Raw genomic sequence first — 18850 nt, forward strand, 5'->3', positions numbered from 1 at the left:
TATTTTTTGATCGATAAGGAAATGAAATATGTTCGTAATCGATCTTAAACGAAGCAATGCCGGTTCAATGTTTTGCGGTTTCGAATATTTTAAGTCATTGTTTAAGTTGAAGATAAACACGGCTTGCCAAGCCCCGGCCCAGCAACCATAATCTGGCTCGTCATGCAGGAGAGAGTGGCCGTCCGCGCCACCGCCGAAGGCGCAAGCGCACCCGCAATCGCTCAGGCAAAAGGACTGCATCATCGGACTGGCCGCAGCCAGTTCGCCGAATCTGGAGAGCGGCATCCGCGGATGCCCACCGAAGGGGCTAACGGCCGCAAGGCCGGAAAATCTCAGGTGCAGGGACAGAGGGGTGTAGGGAATAGAGCAACACTACACGCTTTTGCTAAGGACGCACCGATGACGGCCCCGAAACGCACCCCCCTGTTTGAATCCCATATCGCCGCCGGCGCCAAGATGGTCGATTTCGCCGGCTGGGAAATGCCCATCCATTACGGCTCCCAACTCAAGGAACATGAGATCGTGCGCAGCGACGCCGGCATGTTCGACGTTTCCCATATGACGGTGCTGGACATCAGCGGCCCGGACGCCAAAGTCTGGCTGCAGCGCTTGATCGCCAACGACGTGGCCAAGCTCGGCTTCGAAGGCAAGGCGCTGTATTCCGGCATGCTCACCCCCGACGGCACCGTGGTGGACGATCTGATCGTCTATCTGACCTCCTACGGCTACCGCATGGTGATCAACGCCGGCACCACCGACAAGGACCTGGCCTGGATGGAAGGGCGCAAGGCGGATTTCGACGTGGACATCAAGGTGCGCCGCGATCTGTCCATCCTGGCGGTGCAGGGCCCGCAGGCCATCGCCAAGGTCTGCGCGGTCAAGCCCGAGCTCGCCGACGTCATCCAGGCCTTGAAGCCCTTCCAAGGCCAGCCCGCCGGCGATTGGTTCTACGCCCGCACCGGCTACACCGGCGAAGACGGCCTGGAAGTGATGCTGCCCGGCGTCGAGGCCGCGGCCTTTTTCCAGCAACTGCAGGCCGCCGGCGTGGCGCCGATCGGTCTGGGCGCGCGCGACACCCTGCGCCTGGAAGCCGGCATGAATCTCTACGGCCACGATATGGATGAAACCGTTTCCCCGCTGGAGGCCGGCATGGGCTGGACCATCGCCTGGGAACCGGCGGAGCGCGATTTCATCGGCCGCAAGGCGCTGGAGGCGCAGAAAGCCGCCGGCCTGAAAACCAGGCAAGTGGGCCTGGTGCTGGAAGGCCGCGGCGTGCTGCGCGAAGGCCTGAAAGTGGTGGTGGAAGGCGTAGGCGAGGGCGTGATCACCAGCGGCACCTTCTCGCCCACCCTCAAACACTCCATCGCGATCGCGCGCGTGCCGGCCGGCACCGGCGATACGGCGCTGGTGGATCTGCGCGGAACCTTGACCGAGGTGCGCGTGGTCAAAATGCCGTTCGTGCGCAACGGCAAAAAAGTTTTCGCCTGAGCGGCGTGCTTGGGCAGGCCGCGCGACGCGGCCGGGAATATCGTTTAAGACCTGGATTTGACTGGAGACACTCATGAGCAACATCCCCGCCGAACTCAAATACGTTGAAAGCCACGAATGGCTGCGCCTGGAAGCCGACGGCTCCGTGACCGTGGGCATTACCGAGCACGCACAGGAACTGCTGGGCGACATCGTTTTCGTCGAATTGCCGAAAGTGGGCGCCAAGCTCGCCAAGGAAGAGCAGGCCGGCGTGGTGGAGTCGGTGAAAGCCGCTTCCGACATCTACTGTCCGATTGCCGGCGAAGTGCTGGCCATCAACGAGGAACTGGAAGCCGAACCGGAACTGGCCAACGGCGAGCCCTACGGCGCCGGCTGGTTCTTCAAGATCAAGCCGGCGGATCCGGCGGACCTGGACGCCCTGATGGACGCCGCCGCCTACGCCAAGGAAATTGGCGCCTGATGGTGAAAACCGCCTCGCAGTCCTAATCGGCCGCGAGGCGTTTTTTTCGCCCGGTTATCCAGCAACACCCGATTGGCCGCGCAAGCCGCGGCGCGGACGGCAAGCACAGAAGGTCCCGTACTCATGTCTCTCTCCGAACTTTTCAACCGCAAAGAATTCATCTCCCGCCACATCGGCCCGTCCGACGCCGAGCGCGAGCAAATGCTGGCCGCCATCGGCGTGGCCTCCATCGATGAACTGGTGGCGCAGACGCTGCCGGCCGACATTCACCTGAACCGCAAGCTGGAGCTGCCGGATCCGATGCCGGAAGCCGAGGCGCTGGCCGCGCTGAAGGCCGTCGCCGCCAAGAACGTGGTCAATAAATCCTTCATCGGCCAGGGCTATTACCCGGTGCTGACCCCGACGGTGATCCTGCGCAATCTGCTGGAAAACCCGGGCTGGTACACCGCTTACACTCCGTATCAGGCCGAGATCGCCCAGGGCCGTCTCGAAGCCTTGCTGAACTTCCAGCAAATGGTGATAGACCTGACCGGTCTGGAACTGGCCAACGCCTCCTTGCTGGACGAGGCCACCGCCGCCGCCGAGGCGATGGCGATGGCGCGCCGCGTGTCCAAGGCCAAGTCCGGCCAGTTCTTCGTAGACAGCCGCGTGCTGCCGCAAACCCTGGATGTGATGCGGACCCGCGCCAAGTACTTCGGCTTCGAGCTGGTGCAGGGCCATCCGGAAGAGGCGGGCAAGGGCGAATACTTCGGCGCCCTGTTCCAATATCCGGGCGAAGCCGGCGACCTGATCGACCTGACCCCGCACATCGCCGCGGTCAAGGCCAAGGGCGCGGTGGCGGTGGTGGCCGCCGACATCATGGCCTTGGTGGCGTTGAAATCGCCGGGCGAGATGGGCGCGGACGTGGCCATCGGCAATACCCAGCGCTTCGGCGTGCCCATGGGCTTCGGCGGCCCGCACGCCGCTTACTTCGCCTTCAAGGACGAGATGAAGCGCTCTGCGCCGGGCCGCATCATCGGCGTGTCGGTGGACGCCAAGGGCAAGACCGCGCTGCGCATGGCGCTGCAGACTCGCGAGCAGCATATTCGCCGCGAAAAGGCCAACTCTAATATCTGCACCAGCCAGGTGCTGCTGGCCAATATCGCCGGCATGTACGCGGTGTATCACGGTCCGGAAGGCGTCAAGCGCATAGCCGCCCGCATTCACCGCTTGGCGGCCATTTTCGCCCACGCGGTCAAGGCCGCCGGCGGCAAGCTGGTGTTCGACCGCTTCTTCGACACGGTGCAGGTTGAGGCGCCCAAGGCCGAGGCGGTGTATCAGGCGGCGCTGGCCGCCGGCTACAATCTGCGCCGCGCCGGCGGCAATGTGCTGGGCGTCGCCTTCCACGAGGCGGCCAGCGAGGCCGATCTGGCTCGTCTGATCGAAATCTTCACCGGCAAGAGCGCCGACATCGCCGCGCTGGACGCCGCGGCCGCCGACGCGATTCCGGCCGGACTGAAGCGCGAATCCGCCTTCATGAGCCACCCGGTGTTCAACACCCATCATAGCGAGCACGAGATGCTGCGCTATATGAAGAAGCTGGAAAGCCGCGATCTGGCGATGAATCATTCGATGATCTCGCTGGGCAGCTGCACCATGAAGCTCAACGCCACCAGCGAAATGATCCCGATCACCTGGCCGGAGTTCGCCAATATGCATCCGTTCGCCCCGCGCGAACAGACGGTGGGCTATCTGGAAATGATCGCCGGCCTGGAAACGCAGCTGCGCGCGATCACCGGTTTCGACATCATTTCGATGCAGCCCAATTCCGGGGCCCAGGGCGAGTACGCCGGCCTGCTGGCGATCAGCCGTTACCATGAGTCGCGCGGCGACGGCCAACGCAATATCTGCCTGATTCCGCGCTCCGCCCACGGCACCAATCCGGCCACCGCGCAGATGATGAATATGCAGGTGGTGGTGGTGGATTGCGACGAGGCCGGCAACGTCGACGTCGCGGATCTGAAAGCCAAGGCCGAGCAGCATTCGGCTCAGCTGGCGGCGCTGATGATCACCTATCCGTCCACCCACGGCGTGTTCGAGCAGCCTATCCGCGAAATCTGCGCGATCATCCATCAGCACGGCGGCCAAGTGTATATGGACGGCGCCAACCTCAACGCCCAGGTGGGCTTGTGCCGTCCGGCCGACATCGGCGCCGACGTGTCGCACATGAACCTGCACAAGACCTTCTGCATCCCGCACGGCGGCGGCGGCCCGGGCATGGGCCCCATTGGCCTGAAAGCGCATCTGGCGCCCTTCATCGCCAACCACGTGGTGGCCTCGGTGCCCACCGCCCAGCCGGGCCAGACGGCGGTGTCGGCGGCGCCGTTCGGCTCCGCCTCCATCCTGCCCATCTCCTATATGTATATCGCGATGATGGGCGCGGAAGGCATGAAGCAGGCCACGGAGAACGCCTTGCTGTCCGCCAACTACGTGGCGACGCGGCTGGCCGAGCATTTCCCGGTGCTGTACACCGGCGCCAACGGCCGGGTGGCTCATGAGTGCATCATCGATCTGCGTCCGCTCAAGGCCTCCAGCGGCGTGACCGAAGTGGACGTGGCCAAGCGGCTGATGGATTACGGTTTCCACGCGCCGACCATGAGCTTCCCGGTGCCGGGCACGCTGATGATTGAGCCGACCGAGTCCGAGCCCAAGGTCGAGCTGGACCGTTTCATCGCGGCGATGGCGGCTATCCGTCGGGAAATCGACCAGGTGCAGAACGGCGTGTGGCCGGCGGACAACAATCCCTTGTGCAACGCGCCGCACAGCAAGGCCGACATCGCCGGCGACTGGCAGCGTCCGTACAGCCGCGAAACCGGTCTTTTCCCGCTGGACTATGTGCTGGAAAACAAGTTCTGGCCCAGCGTCAACCGCATCGACGACGTATACGGCGACCGCAATCTGGTGTGCAGCTGCCCGTCCACCGACAGCTACGTCTGATCCGCGCAGGCGGACGCCAAACCACCCCGGCCCTGGCCGGGGTTTTTTTACGCGTCGACGCGTCGATACGGCACTGGAGTTGAGTGGATATACGACTATCATATTTAATGAGGAATATGACGGCAGTCTTGCCGCCCTTGATCCGCGAACCCCACCGATAGGAGGCTGCGTTGGCGTTGAACGCGCAGGTTGCGATTGCCGCACCGGATTTCCAGCTGCTGTTCGAACGGGCCCCCGGCCTGTATTTAGTGCTGGATACCGATTTCAACGTCATCGCCGCCAGCGATATTTACCTGCAGACGACCTTGACCCGGCGCGAGTCCATCCTGGGGCGCAATCTGTTCGACATCTTTCCGGTCAATCCCGCCGAGCCGGAAGGCGAGGGCTCGCGCAATCTGCGCATTTCTTTGCAGCGCGTGCTGGCCACCGGGGTCGAGGACAGCATGGCGATGCAGAAATACGATATCCCGCGGCCGGACGGCAGTTTCGAAGAGCGCTATTGGAGTCCGACCAACTGGCCGGTGAAGCGCGCAGACGGCAGCGTGGCCTGCATCATTCACAGCGCGCAGGACGTCAGCGAGTTCGTGCGCCTGAAACGGATCCAGCCGCAGCAGAGTCAGCCGGCGGAATGGCGGGCAATGGACGCGGCGGCGCTAGAAGCGGAAATGGTGAACCAGCATGCGCAAATCGCCCGGGCCAACACCGATCTGAAGGAATCCAATAACGAGCTGGCCCGCTTGAATCAGCAGATGCGCGAGCTGGATCAGATGAAGACCCGCTTCTTCGCCAATGTCAGCCATGAGTTGCGCACGCCGCTGACCCTGATTCTGGGTCAGGTAGAACGCTTCCTGACAGGCCAGGCCGAGCCGGAGGAGAGCCCCAATCTGCTGATGATCCAGCGGCAGGCGCGCATGTTGCTGCAGCAGGTCAACGATTTGCTGGACGTGGCCAAGCTGGACGCGGGGGAACTGAAGCTGCGCTACGCGCAGCTGGACCTGGCCGAGCTGGTGCGTCACGTGGCCTCATATTTTACTTCGCTGGCCAGCGACCGGCATATCGACTATCAAGTGGCGGCGCCGAAAACGGCGTCGGCGCAGGTGGACGCGATCAAATTGCAGCGCGTATTGCTGAACCTGCTGTCCAACGCCTTCAAGTTCACGCCGGACGGCGGCCGCATTCAGATTGCGCTGGAGCTGAGAGGAAGCCAGGCCGGCATCCGGGTGCAGGATAACGGGCCCGGCGTGCCGGCCGAGATGCGCGACAAGGTGTTCGAGCGCTTCGTGCAAGTGGAGGACGGCGATTACGGCCGGCACGGCGGCACCGGGCTTGGCCTCGCCATCGTCAAAGAATTCATCGAGCTGCACCATGGCAATGTGAGCTTGTTCGCCGCAGAGGGCGGCGGCGCCTTGTTCCGTCTCAGCCTGCCTCTGTTGGCGCCGGCGGGTGCGCCGATAGAGTCGGAAGACTTGCGTCTGGACGATTTGCTGGCCGGCGGCGCGGTGCCCGCGCCCGCGTCGCCGCAGGCCGAGGGGGGAGCCGCGCCGGACAAGGGCGCCCAGGCGTTGGTGCTGCTGGTGGAGGACAACATCGATATGAGCGCCTTCATCGCCGGCGCGCTGGGCAAGCATTATCGGGTGATGACGGCGCCGGAGGGCGGCCGCGGCCTGCGTTTGGCGCAGAGCGAGCAGCCGGACCTGATCATCAGCGATCTGATGATGCCGGGAATGGGCGGAGAAGAGTTTGTGTCGGCTTTGCGCGGCAACCGCCAGACCGAGGACATCCCGGTGGTGATGCTGTCGGCGCGCGCCGACGATTCGCTGCGGCTGCGTATGCTGCAGAACAGCGTGCAGGAGTTCTTGTTCAAGCCGTTTTCGGTGGCGGAGCTGCTGGCGCGGGTGGGGCGCTTGATCGGCGAGCGCCGACGCTCGGCGATGCGCTTGAAGCAGGCGCTGTACGCGGCGGAACAAATCGCCTGGGAGCTGGACCTGGGCGACGGGGTCTTGCACGAAGAGGGGCCGGTGGGGCGGATTTTCGGGCGGGCAGAGGATTATCGTCACGACAGTCTGGACGCCTTGCTGGCGCAAATCCATCCGGAGGACCTGGACGAGTTGCGCCGGCGTTGGCAGGCCTTGCCGGCCGAGGCCGGAGAAAGCCTGCACGAGTGTCAGTTTCGCGTCGCCCTGCCGGAGGCGGGGCAGGTCTGGATGCAGGTGAGCGCCAGCTTGTGGCGGGACGAACAGGGGCGGCCGCGGCGCGCGATGGGCTTTGCCCGCGACGTGTCCACGCTGAAGCGTTCGCAGCTCAATATCGAGTTTCTCGCCAAGCACGACAGCCTGACTCAACTGCCCAACCGCGTGCAGTTGAACGAGCGGCTGCAATGGAGCTTGAGGAATCATCGTCGCTCAGGGCGGAGCCTGTATCTGCTTTTGGTGGACCTGGACGATTTCCGCTTCATCAACGACAACCTTGGGCATGAGGTGGGGGACCGCCTGTTGCGCATCGTGGCTGAACGCTTGCGCGCCTGCGTGAGCGGCCACGATCTTTTGTTCCGCATCGGCGGCGACGAATTCGTCGCCTTGGCCGAGAACGCCGCCGATGGCGCGGCCGACAGCCTGGCCGAGCAGGTGCTGGCGGCGCTGGCGGCTCCGTACCAGGACGGAGACCACCGCTATTTCCTGTCCGCCAGCATCGGCATCAGCTGCTATCCCTGCGACGCGGACACGCCGGAAGGGCTGATGCGCGATGCGGATATGGCGATGTACCGCGCCAAGTACGCGGGCAAGAACGGTTATTGCTTCTTCTCCGAGGATATGGCGGACGGCGTGCGCCAGCGCCTGCAAGTGGAGACCGGCTTGCGCCAGGCCTTGCAGCGACGGGAACTGCGGCTGGAGTACCAGCCGCAGATGACGCTGCGCAGCCAGGACATGCTGGGGATGGAGGCGCTGTTGCGCTGGGAGCTGGACGGGCGCAAGCAGTCGCCGGCGGAGTTTATCGCCATCGCCGAAAAAACCGGCCTGATCATCGATATCGACGAGTATGTGTTTCGCAATGTCTGCAGCCAGGTGATGGCCTGGAGAGGGCAGGGTCTGCCGCCCTGGCGCGTCAGCGTCAATCTGTCGGCGCGCTTCTTCGGCTTGCCGGACGCCGTCGCGCGTTTGCGCGCGATCGCCGAGGAAAGCGGCGCGCCGCCGGAGCAACTGTGCCTGGAAATCACCGAGGGCACGCTGATGGACGCGGACAGCGCGATGAAGGCCTTGCCGACGCTCAAGCGGATGGGCTTTCACATCAGCGTGGACGACTTCGGCACCGGTTTTTCCTCGCTGTCCTATCTCAAGCGGCTGCCCATCGATGAACTGAAGATAGATCGCAGCTTCATCATGCGGCTGGACAGCGACGAGCGCGATCTGGCCATGGTGGCGGCCATCGTGTCCATGGCGGAAAGCCTGAGCCTGCAAGTGCTGGCCGAGGGCGTGGAAACCGAATCCCAGCACGCCTTGCTGCTGGCGCGCGGCTGCCATAGCGGCCAGGGCTATCTATATTCGCGCTCCTTGCCGCCCGAGGAGCTGGTGTCCTGGTGGCGCGGCCGTTTCGAGTGTTTCACGGGGCGGGCGGATTGATGCCCGGCGCGGTTTCGCCGGGCAGCCAGCGCCGGTACAGCGCGGCGAAACTGCCGTCGCGCTTCATCTCGTCCAGCGCCTGTTGCCAGGCCTTGATCACCGCGTCCGGGGTCTGACGGGAAAAGGCGATGTAGCCGTAGGTGTGGGAAAAGGTCAGCGCCTTGCGCACTTGGGCCGGGTCGAAGCCCTGCTGGCGCAATTGATGCGGCAAGGTGGTGTTTTCGCTGACGATGACGTCGGCGCGCTTGCGCATCAACATGGTCAGCAACTGGTCCGGCGTGGCCACGGTGGCTAGGTTGGAAAAGTTCTGCGCGCTCAGCAACTGTTGCAGATACCAGTCTCTCACCACCATGATTTGCGGCAGTTTGCGGGCGTCGTCCAGCGTTTGCAGTTTGATCGGGCTGTCGCGCCGCACAAACAGGCAGCCCAGGGTTTCGGTGACCGGGCCCACCCACTTGAACATGCGCTCCCGTTCCGGGGTGCGGTTGGTGTTGAACAGCACGGTGTTCGGCTGCTGTTGCGCTTGGCGATAGCCGCGCGCCCAAGGCACCACGGCAATGGGGTCGTGGTTGCCGACGCGGCGTTGTATCCCTTGCACCACTTCCACCACCAGGCCGGCGGCCTTGCCGTCTTGCTCGAAAGTCAGCGGTGGGTCATCCTCGGTCAGGATGTCCAGCGCAGGGCCCGGCGCCGCGCGCAGCGGCGCGGCGGCAAAGCTGGTCAAAAACAGGGCAAGCAGGCAGTGGCGGCGGTTCATGTCGATGGCGCTTTGTATTCTGGCTGTCCGCTTTGACTGTAGCGGCAATTTGCGCCGGGCTCAAACTCCATCCTTGGCCGCGTCGCGAATATGAATATGCATAATCGATGGTTTGTTTTTTTCGCTTATTCGCTTAACCTTCGTTTCTGATACCGAAGATGCCATGCAGTTTGATGAGGAAATGCCGATGAACAAGCAATTGACGCTGTTGGCCCTGGCCCTGGCGCCTACCCTGGCGCTGGCCGCGCGCCCGTTGACGGTGTGCACCGACGCCAATCCGGAAGGTTTCGACGTGGTGCAGTACAACTCCCTGGTCACCACCAACGCGTCGGCGGACGTGCTGATGAACCGCCTGGTCGAATACGATCCGGCCGCCCGCAAAGTGGTGCCGGGCCTGGCCGCGTCTTGGCAGGTCAGCGACGACGGCCTCGGCTACACCTTCAAGCTGCGGCCCAATGTGGCCTTTCACTCCACCGATTACTTCAAGCCTGGTCGCAAGCTGACGGCCGACGACGTGGTGTTCACTTTCGAACGCATGCTCAATCCGGCCCATCCTTGGTACAAGAGCGCGCCGAACGGCTATCCGCACGCGCAATCCATGCAGTTTCCCAAGCTCATCAAGGCGGTGCAGAAGGTGGACGCCAATACTGTGCGTTTCGAGCTCAACTATCCGGAAGCTACTTTCCTGTCCAGCCTGACCATGGGCTTCGCGTCCATCTATTCGGCCGAGTACGCCGGGCAGTTGCAGGCTGCCGGCCGGCAGGCGGACTTGAACGCCAAGCCAATCGGCACCGGGCCCTTCGTCTTCCGCAGCTTCCAGAAGGACGCCGTGGTGCGCTACGCGCCTAATCCGGCTTATTGGGGAGCCAAGCCCAAGGTCGGCGCGCTGATTTACGCGATCACGCCGGATTCGGCTGTGCGCGCGCAGAAGCTGAGAGCCGGCGAATGCCAGCTGGCCCTGTCGCCCAAGCCGCAGGACGTGCTGGCGGCCAAGGCGGATCCCAAGCTGCGGGTTCTGCAAACGCCGGCCTTCATGACCGCCTTCGTCGCCTTCAACAGCCAGAAAAAACCGTTGAACAACCCCTTGGTGCGGCAAGCGCTCAACCTGGCTTTCGACAAGAGCTCTTATCTGAAAACGGTGTTCGACAATACCGCCACCGCGGCGGACCTGCCTTATCCGCCGAATACCTGGAGCTATAACAAGGGGGCCAAGTCCTATCCTTACGATCCGGCGCGCGCCAAGAAACTGCTGGCCCAAGCCGGCTATCCCGACGGTTTCGAAACCACGGTGTGGGTGCGGCCCAGCGGCAGCACGCTAAACCCCAATCCCAAGGCGGGCGCGGAGCTGCTGCAGTCCGACCTGGCCAAGATCGGCGTCAAGGTGCAGATCAAGGTGATTGAGTGGGGAGAGCTGATCAAGCGCGCCAAGGCCGGCGAACATGAGCTATTGTTCATGGGCTGGGCCGGCGACAACGGCGACCCCGACAACTTCCTGACCCCGCAGTTTTCCTGCTCGGCGGTGCAGTCCGGCACCAATTTCGCGCGCTTCTGCGACGCCAAGCTGGACAAGCTGATCAGCGACGGCAAGAAGAGCAGCGATTTCGCCCAGCGCGCCAAGTTGTATCTGGCGGCGCAGAAGTTGATCCAGGAGCAGGCCTTGTGGCTGCCCTTGGCCCACCCCACGGCGTACGCCTTGGCGAGCAAGGATTTGAGCGCTTACGCCGTCAGTCCGTTCGGGCGGGTGGACTTTGGACGAGCGCAGTTGAATTGAGCCCGGCGGGCCGGTTGTCGACGGCCGGCCCGTCAGGCTTTGTCAGCATAAGCGAGGAAATGCCGGTTAATGTTCGAATGCGAACTTGCCTGTGCATATTTCCCCGCTTTAAGTAATTCAACATCGTATTTTTGTTGAAATGTTGTTTTAGCGTATTTATTTTTTCGATTAGAAACTAGCTGCTTTCTAAGGGCGACATTGCTTGAGTGTCTGCTTGTTATCTTGAGGCGGATCGTCAAGCAGAGAAGACCGGCGGGGAGGGCGTGAGGATGTCGATGACGGTCGCCGAGCATCGTCATTGCTATGGCGCGTTTTTGTTCACATCCGCGGCGATCTTGCCGCTAATTTCGCGCGTTGCGCGGACGCCACGCCGGCGGCGAGTCCATGCTGGGGGCGCCTGGCAAGACAGTAAGCCGCGCAAAATGTTCCAAATCATCAAAACTACGCAATTTAATAATAGTAATTTTAATATTTGCGACCTCTTTTTAAGAGTTATTGGGAAATAACTTTAAAAAGAACAGCATTTTTCCGGCTATCCCTAGTTGAAACTACTCACTGGCCTATTTAGCGTGCGCTCGCCCTCGCTTATGGCAAAAGTTTCGCGTATCATCAGACCTTGGTTGGGATAAACATGACATAAGAATATAATGCAAACTAGACGAACACAACAAAGTCGTAGGGAGTCCACCATTGGGAAACTGGTGGAAGCGGCCATCGAGTGTCTGCTGGAGTTTGGCTATCACGGTACCAGCGTGCAGCTGATCTGCAGCCGGGCCGGCGTCTCCCAGGGGGCCCTATTCCGCCATTTCGCCACCAAGAACGAACTGATGTTGCCGGTAGGGCGCAAGGTAGTCGACGATATTTTCGAGGCCGGCCTCAAGCTGGCGGCGGAAATGTCCAGCACGATGCCGGAGGAGGAACGGATCGTCGCGCTGATGAAGGCGCTGGTGCTGTCGCCGCGTCACATCGTGCTGATGGAACTGCTGATGGCGGCTCGCACCACCGCCGATCTGCGGGAAATCTTCCTGGCCAGTTCCAGCAACTACTTCCGCGATCGCTTCGTCGCCATGATGGCCTCGCTGTTTCCGCGTTACGCCATTTCCACCGGCTTCTTCGCCACCTTGCTGACCATGATGACCACCTTCCATGGCATGGCCTTGTACCGGATGCTGAACGAGCATCCCGAAGGCGACAAAATGCGGGAACAGTGGTTGCAGACCGCTCTGCGCAGCGAGCTGGAACGCATTCGCGCCGAAGGCGCGGACAGCCGCAATCCTTTATACCAACTACCGTTCTAAGAGCCTGTTCAAAGTCCGCCGCAGGCTGCGAGACGCGACGCGGCGAGCGCCGTTTCGAAACGCAGATGCGCGGTATGCGCATAGCGCTTGCTCGGCGGTTTTCGTCTCCGCTCGCGAGCCCGTGAACGGGCTTCAAGCCTATCCCCTGCCGGCCGGCGGAAACTGAAGCTTGACGCTGAGGCCGCCGCCGGCGTTGCGGCTCAACTCCACGGTCGCCCCATGCCGGTGGGCGATCTCCCTGACGATGGCCAGGCCCAGGCCGCTGCCGCTGCTGGCGGCGCCGGCGATGCGGTAAAAACGCAGCCATACCTTGTCTTGTTCCGCCTCGGCGATGCCGAGGCCGTTATCGTCGACGCGCAGCCACGGCGCCGGCAGCGCCCCGGCCGCGATCGTGATCCGCGCATCGCCGTTGCCGGGATGATAGCGGATGGCGTTGTCCAGCAGATTGCCCAGCAATTCCCGCAGCAGACCGGCGTTGCCGCGCACCCATACCGTTTCCTCCCCCTCGTAACCCAGATCCGCGCCCTGGCCATGAGCCCAGGGCGCTTGTTCCAGCGCCCATTCCCTGATCCAGGCGGCCAGGTCCATATCGTCCAGTTCGATGGCCTGGCCGTTGTCCGGCTCCACCCGCGCCAGTTGCAATAGCTGGTGCACGCCGTGGCTGGCGCTGTCCAGCGAGGCGAGCAATTTGTCCAGCTGCTGGCGCAATGAGGCTTCCAGCGTCTGGCGTCGCACCAGCTCCGCCTGCGTCCGCATCACCGCCAGCGGCGTCTTCAACTGATGGGCGGCGTCGTCGATGAAGCGGCGGCGCGCCGCCTGCAATTTATGCCAGCGCACGCCCTGCTGATTCAGCGCGTCCACCAAGGGCGTCAACTCGGTGGGCAGCTCGCGGCTGGGCAGGGGGCTGAGATCGGTTTCCTTGCGCGCCACCACATTGCGCGACAAGCGGCGCAAGGGCCGCAGGCTATGGCCGACCGCCAGCAGCACGATGGCGAGCATGATGACGCCGAGCAGCGCCTCCTGCGCCAGGGAGCCGATGAGCAGGGTGCGCGCCAGCTGCTCCCTGGACTCCGGGGTTTCCGCCACCTGTATCCACACGTCCTGGCTGCGCAGCGTGCTCATGTCGCGCACCGACAGCCTCAAGGTCAGCAAGCGCAGCGTTTCGCCGTGGTAGGAAATGTCCATGTAATCGGGCTGGTAGCGGATGCTCTCGCGCCGGCGCGGAGGCGGCAGCGGCAGGTCGTCGTAACCGGTGAGCAGCGCGCCGTCCGAGCGGCTGACGCGGTAGAACACCTTGCCGGAGGCGTTGGACTCGAACATTTGCAAGGCGAAATAGGGTATGTCCACGCTGACGGCGCCGTCGTGGGCGGCGACGCCGTCGGCGATGGCGCGGCCGGAGCTGAGCAGCATGCGGTCGAAGGCGGTGTTGGCCGCCTGCAAGGCGCGGTCGTAAGTCATCCAGCCGTCCAGCGCCAACATCAGCAGCAGCGGAACGGACAGGCCGAGCAGCAATTGCTTGCGCAAGCTGGCGGGTTTGAGACGGGAGAGGGCGAGTCGCATTTACGGTGTGGTCAATAGATAGCCCAGCCCGCGCAAGGTGACGATGGAAACCGGCTGGCCGGCCAGCTTCTTGCGCAAGCGGTGCACATAGATTTCGATGGCTTCGGCGCTGCCGCTTTCGTCCAGGCCGAAAATCTTTTCCGACAGCTGGCTTTTGCCTATGGCCTTGCCGCCTTGCAGCATCAGCACTTCCAGCACCGCGTGCTCGCGCGGCGTCAGGTGCAGCGCGTCGCCGCTCAGCTGAAACTGGCGGCCGACGCTGTCGTAGCTGAGGGGGCCTAATTCCAGCAGCGGGCTTTCGCGGCCGTGGCTGCGGCGGATCAGCGCGCGCACCCGCGCTTCCAGTTCGTTGAGGTCGAAGGGCTTGGCCAGATAGTCGTCGGCGCCCAGGTCCAGCCCGCGCACTCGTTCTTCCACCGAGCCGTGCGCGGTCAGGATCAGCACCGGCAGCGTTTGCTTGCGGGCGCGCAGCCGGCGCAGCACCTCCCAGCCGTTGAGCTTGGGCAGGTCCAAGTCCAGGATGGCCAGCGCGTAATCCTGGGTGCGCAGCACATGATCGGCGTCGCTGCCGTTGAGCATGCAGTCCACGGCGAAACCGGCCTGGCGCAAGGCCTGGGCCAGTGATTCGGACAGGGCCGGATTGTCTTCCACCAAGAGCAGGCGCATGGTTGGGTCACTGAAAGCGGATTGAAAGCTTTACTCTAATATCATGGCTGGGGAAGCGAAGCCAATAGAGCTGCGCGATTCGAAAGATGTCGCGAACATCTTCATCTACCTAGGAGCAACACCATGAATAGAGTCAGAAGCTTGTCCGCGCTGTGCTGCGCGCTGGGTTCCGCCGCCGCCTGGGCGGCCGTGCCCGCCGGCTATCCCGCCAGTTATCAGAATCTGGTGGACGCCGCCGTCAAGGAGGGCAAGGTGGTGGTGTATTCGGCCACCGACAGCGCCGCGGCGCGGCCCCTGATCAAGGATTTCCAGGCCTTGTACCCCGGCGTCAAGGTGGAATACCACGATATGAACAGCACCGAGATCTACAATCGCTTCATCAGCGAGAACGCCGCCAGCAGCGCCAGCGCCGACGTGGTGTGGAGCTCGGCGATGGATCTGCAGGTGAAGTTCGTCAATGACGGCTACGCCGCCAGCTACGCTTCGCCGGAGGCGGCCAATCTGCCGTCCTGGGCGCATTATCAGCAGCAGGCCTACGGCACCACTTACGAGCCGGTGGCCATCGTCTACAACAAGCGCTTGCTGAAGCCGGAGGACATCCCGCAGACCCGCGCCGATCTGGTGCGCATCCTCAAGGCGAATCCGGCTCGCTTCAAGGGCAAGGTCACCACGTACGATGTGGAGAAGTCCGGCGTCGGCTTCAACTTCCTGACCCAGGACGTCCGCCATAACGCCAACGGCGCCTGGGAACTGGCGCGTGCGCTCGGCGCCAGCGGCGTCAAACTGCAAACCTCCACCGGCGCGATGATGGAGCGGATTTCCTCGGGCGAAAACCTGATCGGCTACAACATCCTCGGTTCCTACGCTTACGCCAAGGCGAAGAAGGACCCGGCCATCGGCTATGTCTATCCCAAGGATTACACCCAGGTGGTCAGCCGGCTGGCCATCATCTCCAAGAAGGCGCGCAATCCCGGCGCGGCGCGGCTGTGGCTGGACTATTTGCTGTCCAAGCGCGGCCAGAGCGTGCTGGCCAACCAGTCCGAGCTGTTCTCGCTGCGCAGCGACGTGAGCGGCGCGGCTTCCATCGCCGCCTTGAACCAGCAATTGGGCGGCAGCGCCAAGCCCATCCAGGTGGGCACTGGCCTGCTGGTCTATCTGGACCAGGCCAAGCGGCTGGATTTCATGCGTCAGTGGCAGCAGGCGCTGAAGAAATAGCGTCCCCTTCCGGCCGTCGCGGCCGACGTTTCCAATGACTCAATCAGCCGTCCGCCGCGCGCGGACGGCGCAGAGGCCTGCGCGCAGGCCTGGGAGCAAGCATGAATTCCTCGATTAATCCGACCGCCCCCGGCGCGGCCGCCCAGCCCCGCGCGCGCGGCGGCTGGCCGCGCTGGAGCGCCGCCAGCCGCTGGCTGGTCTTGGGCACGCTGGCCTTGCTGGTGCTGGCCCCGCTATCGCTGGTGGTCTATCAAAGCCTGCTGGATCAACCCTTCTTCATGGCGGACAAGAATGTGGGGCTGGCCGCCTACCGCTTTGTGTTCGCCGATCCCGATTTCTGGTCCGCGCTGGGCAACTCGCTGGTGATCGCCGCCGGCATGGCGCTGATCGCCATTCCGCTGGGCGGGGTGCTGGCCTTCTTGATGGCGCGCACCGATTTGCCCGGCCGGCGCTGGCTGGAGCCCTTATTGCTGACGCCGGTGTTCGTGTCGCCGATGGTATTGGCCTTCGGCTACGTGGTGGCGGCCGGACCGGTGGGGTTTTACTCCCTGTGGTTCAAGCAGTGGTTCGGTGTGGAAGAGGTGCCGTGGAATATTTATTCCCTGCTCAGCATTGCGGTGGTGGCGGGGCTGACCCATGTGCCGCATGTGTATCTGTACGCGTCGGCGGCGCTGCGCAATCTGGGCTCGGACGTGGAAGAGGCCGCGCGGGTGGCCGGGGCCGGTCCTTTTCGCGTGGCGCGCGACGTCAGCCTGCCGATGGTGATGCCCTCCATGCTGTTCGCCGGCGTGCTGGTGGTCTTTCTGGGGTTTGAAGTCTTCGGCTTGCCACTGGTGTTGGGCGACCCGGAGGGCCATCTGGTGTTGGCCACTTATCTGTACAAGCTGACCAATAAACTCGGCGTGCCGTCCTATCACCTGATGGCGGCGGTGGCGGTGTGCCTGATCGCCATCACCTTCCCGCTGGTCCTGTTGCAGCGCCGCTTATTGCGCAGCGCTCAGCGTTTCGTCGCGCTCAAGGGCAAGGCCGGCCGTCAGCATCCGCTGTCGCTGGGGCCGTGGCGCTATCTGGCGCTGGCCATCGTGCTGTTATGGCTGTTCCTCACCGTGGTGGTGCCGATTTCCGGCATCGCGCTGCGCTCGGTGGTCAGCCATTGGGGCGAGGGCGTGTCCTTGCTGGAGACTTTGACGCTGGATCATTACGCCTTGGTGTTCGAGGAGGACAACATCGTCCGCGCCATCGTCAACACCCTGGGCGTCGGCATCATCGGCGGCGCGCTGGCGGTGGGCTTTTATACCCTGGTCGGTTTCGCCGGACATCGCCGCAATGATTGGGGCGCTCGTCTGTTGGACTATCTGGTGCTGTTGCCGCGCGCGGTGCCGGGTATCCTGGCAGGCCTGGCCTTCCTGTGGGTGTTCCTGTTCGTGCCCGGCCTGCAGGGCGCCAAGAACAGCATGCTGTCGATCTGGCTGGCTTACACCGTGGTCTGGCTGGCCTATGGCATGCGTCTGGTGCAGAGCGCCCTGTTGCAAGTGGGGCCGGAGCTGGAAGAGGCCGCCCGCACCGCCGGGGCCAGCCAGCGGCGGACCAGTCTGGACGTGACCTTGCCCTTGATCCGTTTCGGCCTGCTGTCCAGCTGGTTGCTGATCTTCATGATTTTCGAGCGGGAGTATTCGACCGCGGTGTATTTGCTGTCGCCGGGCACCGAGGTGATCGGTTCCTTGCTGGTGTCCTTGTGGGCCACCGGCGCGGTGGACCAGGTGGCGGCCTTGTCGGTGATCAATATTCTGATGGTGGGCGCCGGCTTGGCGCTGGCCTTGCGTCTGGGAGTGAAACTGCATGACTAAGCTGAGCGTGCGCGATCTGCATCTGAATTATGAGCAGAATCCTATTTTGAAGGGTGTTTCCTTTGATCTGGCCGCCGGTCAGGTGGTGTCCTTGCTTGGCGCTTCCGGCAGCGGCAAAACCACTTTGCTGCGCGCCATCGCCGGGCTGGAACAGCCGTCGGCCGGTCAAATCCTGCTGGACGGCCGTCCCTTGTACGATGCGTCCGCCGGCTGCAATCTGGCGGTGGAGCAGCGTTCTCTGGGCCTGGTGTTCCAGTCTTACGCCCTGTGGCCGCACCGCACCGTGGCGCAGAACGTCGGCTATGGCTTGAAGCTGCGCCAGACCCCGACGGCGGAGATCGCCGCGAGGGTGAGGCAGATTCTGGACAAGCTGGGGCTGGGGCATTTGGCCGAGCGCTATCCGCATCAATTGTCCGGCGGTCAGCAGCAGCGTGTGGCCATCGCCCGCGCGCTGGTCTACAACCCGCCGGTAATCCTGCTGGACGAGCCCTTGTCCAATCTGGACGCCAAGCTGCGCGAAGAGGCGCGCGCCTGGTTGCGCGAACTGATCGTGTCGATGAACCTGTCCGCCTTGTGCGTCACCCATGACCAGGGCGAGGCGATGGCGATGTCGGATCAGATTTTGTTGCTGAAGAACGGCCGTATCGAACAGGCCGGCAGTCCTACCGACTTGTATTCCGCGCCGGCTTCCCTTTATACCGCGCAATTCATGGGCGCCAACAATACCTTGCGGGCCAAGGTGGCGGCCAGAAACGGCGACAGCGTGACCTTGCAGGGCGAGGGCTGGCAGCTGCGCGCCACCGCGAGGCAGGCACTGGAGGTGGGGCAGCAGGCCGAGGCGGTGATCCGCTTGGAGCGGCTGAGGGTGCAAGACGAGCCCGGCGGCAACAGCTTGCCGGCGCGGCTGATCGCATCGATGTATCTGGGGGATCGCTGGGAATACCTGTTGCAGCACGGCGACCTGCGCTTGCGCGCCTTTGGGCAGCAGGCTAGGTCTAACGGCGAGTGCTGGGCGGAGTTCGGGCTGGAGGACACCTGGGCGTTCGAGGCCGCTTCGGCCTGAGAGGTTCTGTGTGCTTGTTCGGTCGGGGGCAAGCTTGGCTTGCCCTTTTTCATGGCCGCTTGTTTGGGAGGCGGGAGAACGGTTGAAACCTGGGCTAAGGGAGCTTCACCTATTGTTGAGCAGAGCCGAGAT

Annotated in this window: 12 protein-coding genes and 2 riboswitches; of the genes, 9 read left to right on the forward strand and 3 right to left on the reverse strand. The window is 63.4% G+C overall.

Features of this window, described 5'->3' with window-relative positions; genetic code table 11:
• The first annotated feature begins 155 nt into the window (after window positions 1-155).
• Window positions 156-247, forward strand: a riboswitch (glycine riboswitch).
• Window positions 248-261: 14 nt separating this feature from the next.
• A riboswitch (glycine riboswitch) is annotated at window positions 262-358 on the forward strand.
• A 41-nt stretch (window positions 359-399) separates the two neighbouring features.
• From gcvT to JC616_RS05845, 4 genes are all read left to right on the forward strand, one after another.
• Window positions 400-1488, forward strand: coding sequence for a glycine cleavage system aminomethyltransferase GcvT (gcvT, locus tag JC616_RS05830; protein WP_227107183.1), 1089 nt, complete (start codon window positions 400-402; stop codon window positions 1486-1488).
• A gap of 73 nt (window positions 1489-1561) precedes the next feature.
• Window positions 1562-1948 carry a glycine cleavage system protein GcvH gene (gene gcvH / locus JC616_RS05835; RefSeq protein WP_107798347.1) on the forward strand — a complete coding sequence of 129 codons (387 nt, stop codon included), beginning with the start codon at window positions 1562-1564 and terminating at the stop codon, window positions 1946-1948.
• Window positions 1949-2071: 123 nt separating this feature from the next.
• Window positions 2072-4924, forward strand: coding sequence for an aminomethyl-transferring glycine dehydrogenase (gcvP, locus tag JC616_RS05840; RefSeq protein ID WP_227107185.1), 2853 nt, complete (start codon window positions 2072-2074; stop codon window positions 4922-4924).
• A gap of 176 nt (window positions 4925-5100) precedes the next feature.
• Entirely contained in the window at window positions 5101-8541 is a 3441-nt protein-coding gene (locus tag JC616_RS05845; protein WP_227107186.1) for an EAL domain-containing protein, read from the forward strand.
• Here the strand turns inward: JC616_RS05845 and JC616_RS05850 are convergent.
• The gene (locus tag JC616_RS05850; protein ID WP_227107189.1) at window positions 8522-9298 is read right to left on the reverse strand and encodes a substrate-binding periplasmic protein; all 777 of its coding nucleotides are present in this window, start codon (window positions 9296-9298) and stop codon (window positions 8522-8524) included. The genes JC616_RS05845 and JC616_RS05850 overlap by 20 nt on opposite strands.
• Window positions 9299-9485: 187 nt before the next feature.
• On the opposite strand from JC616_RS05850, the gene JC616_RS05855 reads away from it, so the two are divergent.
• Together JC616_RS05855 and JC616_RS05860 are read left to right on the forward strand one after the other, a co-directional pair.
• The gene (locus tag JC616_RS05855) at window positions 9486-11069 is read left to right on the forward strand and encodes an ABC transporter substrate-binding protein (RefSeq protein ID WP_227107191.1); all 1584 of its coding nucleotides are present in this window, start codon (window positions 9486-9488) and stop codon (window positions 11067-11069) included.
• 647 nt (window positions 11070-11716) lie between these two features.
• Complete coding sequence (locus JC616_RS05860; protein ID WP_107798352.1) at window positions 11717-12367, forward strand: TetR/AcrR family transcriptional regulator; 651 nt, start codon at window positions 11717-11719, stop codon at window positions 12365-12367.
• A 138-nt stretch (window positions 12368-12505) separates the two neighbouring features.
• Here the strand turns inward: JC616_RS05860 and JC616_RS05865 are convergent, their stop codons facing one another.
• Window positions 12506-13927: a sensor histidine kinase gene (locus tag JC616_RS05865; RefSeq protein ID WP_227107193.1), complete on the reverse strand. Its 1422-nt coding sequence runs from the start codon at window positions 13925-13927 to the stop codon at window positions 12506-12508.
• Window positions 13928-14593 (reverse strand): response regulator, encoded by a 666-nt coding sequence (locus JC616_RS05870; protein ID WP_227107195.1) that lies wholly within the window; start codon window positions 14591-14593, stop codon window positions 13928-13930.
• Window positions 14594-14716: 123 nt separating this feature from the next.
• On the opposite strand from JC616_RS05870, the gene JC616_RS05875 reads away from it, so the two are divergent.
• The 3 genes from JC616_RS05875 to JC616_RS05885 all read left to right on the forward strand — a co-directional run bounded on the left by JC616_RS05875 (window position 14717) and on the right by JC616_RS05885 (window position 18718).
• A complete protein-coding gene (locus tag JC616_RS05875) occupies window positions 14717-15808 on the forward strand; it encodes an ABC transporter substrate-binding protein (protein ID WP_107798355.1) in 1092 nt (363 codons plus the stop codon).
• A gap of 101 nt (window positions 15809-15909) precedes the next feature.
• Window positions 15910-17655: an ABC transporter permease gene (locus tag JC616_RS05880; RefSeq protein WP_227107197.1), complete on the forward strand. Its 1746-nt coding sequence runs from the start codon at window positions 15910-15912 to the stop codon at window positions 17653-17655.
• Window positions 17648-18718, forward strand: coding sequence for an ABC transporter ATP-binding protein (locus tag JC616_RS05885; RefSeq protein ID WP_227107199.1), 1071 nt, complete (start codon window positions 17648-17650; stop codon window positions 18716-18718). Before JC616_RS05880 ends, JC616_RS05885 begins: the two co-directional genes overlap by 8 nt.
• Window positions 18719-18850 lie beyond the last annotated feature (132 nt).

The organism is Chromobacterium rhizoryzae (genome assembly GCF_020544465.1).
Lineage (GTDB): Bacteria > Pseudomonadota > Gammaproteobacteria > Burkholderiales > Chromobacteriaceae > Chromobacterium.